Genomic DNA, 1,541 nt, shown 5'->3' on the forward strand with positions numbered 1-1,541 from the left:
CCAGGATTTCCCGCTTGCGCTCGATCAGCACATCAATCCGCTCCATCTGGGCGCAGCCGATCGCCGCCTGGATATTGGACAACTTGTATTTGTATCCCACCGCGTCCGGCCAGAACTGCTTCGTCTGTCCCCTAGCGCGGCCATGATTGCTCAAAGTCAGCACCCGCTCGTATAACTTGGCATCCTGAGTGACAAACATCCCGCCTTCGCCTGTGGTCATGGTCTTCGAACCGTGAAACGAGAACGAGGCGAAAGCCCCCATCGTACCGGCCCGCTTACCGTGATAGACCGAACCGATCGCCTCGGCGGCATCCTCGATGACGGGAATCCCATGACGCGCGCCGATGGCCAGCAGCGCATCCATATCGCACAGGTTGCCGTACAGGTGCACAGCCACGATAGCCTTCGTACGTGGCGAAATGGCCGCCTCAACCTTGGCCGGATCCAGGCACCAGGTATCCGGCAGAATGTCCACAAAGATCGGTGTGGCACCTAGATGCACGATAGGCGATGCTGTGGCGATCCAGTTGGTGTCGGCCATGATGACTTCGTCGCCCGGACCAATGTCCAGGGCCGCCATCCCCAGGTGCAGGGCGCCCGTGCAGCTCGAAGTGGCAATAGCGAATTCGGCGCCCAGGTGCGTCTTGAACGACTGCTCAAACCGGCCGATGTATTCGTAGCATCGATCGCCCCAGCCATTAGCAGCCGCGTCGGTGGCGTAGCGCACCTCCAGTTCGGTGATCGACGGTTTGGTGTAATGGATACGGGACTTCATAGGACCTCCAACTGCGGCACTGCTGTCACGAACTGCGTCCCCTGGTCCGCCAGCGCCCTGTTCTGCTCCCGGACCTCCGGCGCAATATTCCACGGGAGAATCAGCACATAGTCGGGCCGCTGGTCGGCCAGCGCCTGCGGCGCCAGAATCGGGATGTGGCTGCCCGGCAGGTACTTGCCCTGCTTGGCCAGCGCCGCATCGCACACGAACGGCAGCAGATCAGGCTTTACGCCCGCATAGTTCAGCAAGGTATTACCCTTGGCCGCAGCGCCATAGGCTGCCACGGTCTTGCCCTGGCGCTTCTGCTCCAACAAGAATCCCAGCAGGTCGTCCTTGACTCGATCCGCTCGCGCCTGGAAGGCCTGGTAGGTACTCAGATCCAATAAGCCACCCTCGACCTCAAGACGCAACACATGATCCACACTGGGCCGCTGCGCCATCGCCGAAGCTGCATGGCAGCCATACACTCGCACACTGCCGCCGTGCGTGGGGAGTTCTTCTATGTCGTAAATGCGCAAGCCCGCTGCGGCGAACACACGTTGCACGGCATGAATCGACAGATACGAAAAATGCTCGTGATAGACCGTATCGAACTGATTGTTCTGGATCAGGCGCAGCAGGTGCGGGAACTCCAGCGTAATCGTGCCCTCGGGCTTCAAGGCCGCCGCCAGGCCGCGCGTGAAGTCATTGATGTCGGGCACGTGCGCATAGACGTTGTTGCCCGCGATCAGATCGGCCTGCCGGCCCTCGCCGGCCAACCGGCGGC

2 protein-coding genes are annotated in these 1,541 nt (G+C 61.3%); both read right to left on the reverse strand.

Annotated features, from left to right (window positions below):
• A partial coding sequence (locus tag WBG56_RS03095; protein WP_424265149.1) for a DegT/DnrJ/EryC1/StrS family aminotransferase occupies positions 1-775 on the reverse strand: 775 nt, incomplete at its 3' end.
• On the reverse strand, positions 772-1,541 hold a 770-nt coding region (locus WBG56_RS03100; protein ID WP_424265151.1), incomplete at its 5' end, for a class I SAM-dependent methyltransferase. The genes WBG56_RS03100 and WBG56_RS03095, both read right to left, overlap by 4 nt.

The sequence above is a fragment of the Castellaniella sp. genome, from assembly GCF_049671645.1.
In the GTDB taxonomy this organism is placed as follows: Bacteria; Pseudomonadota; Gammaproteobacteria; order Burkholderiales; family Burkholderiaceae_B; genus Castellaniella.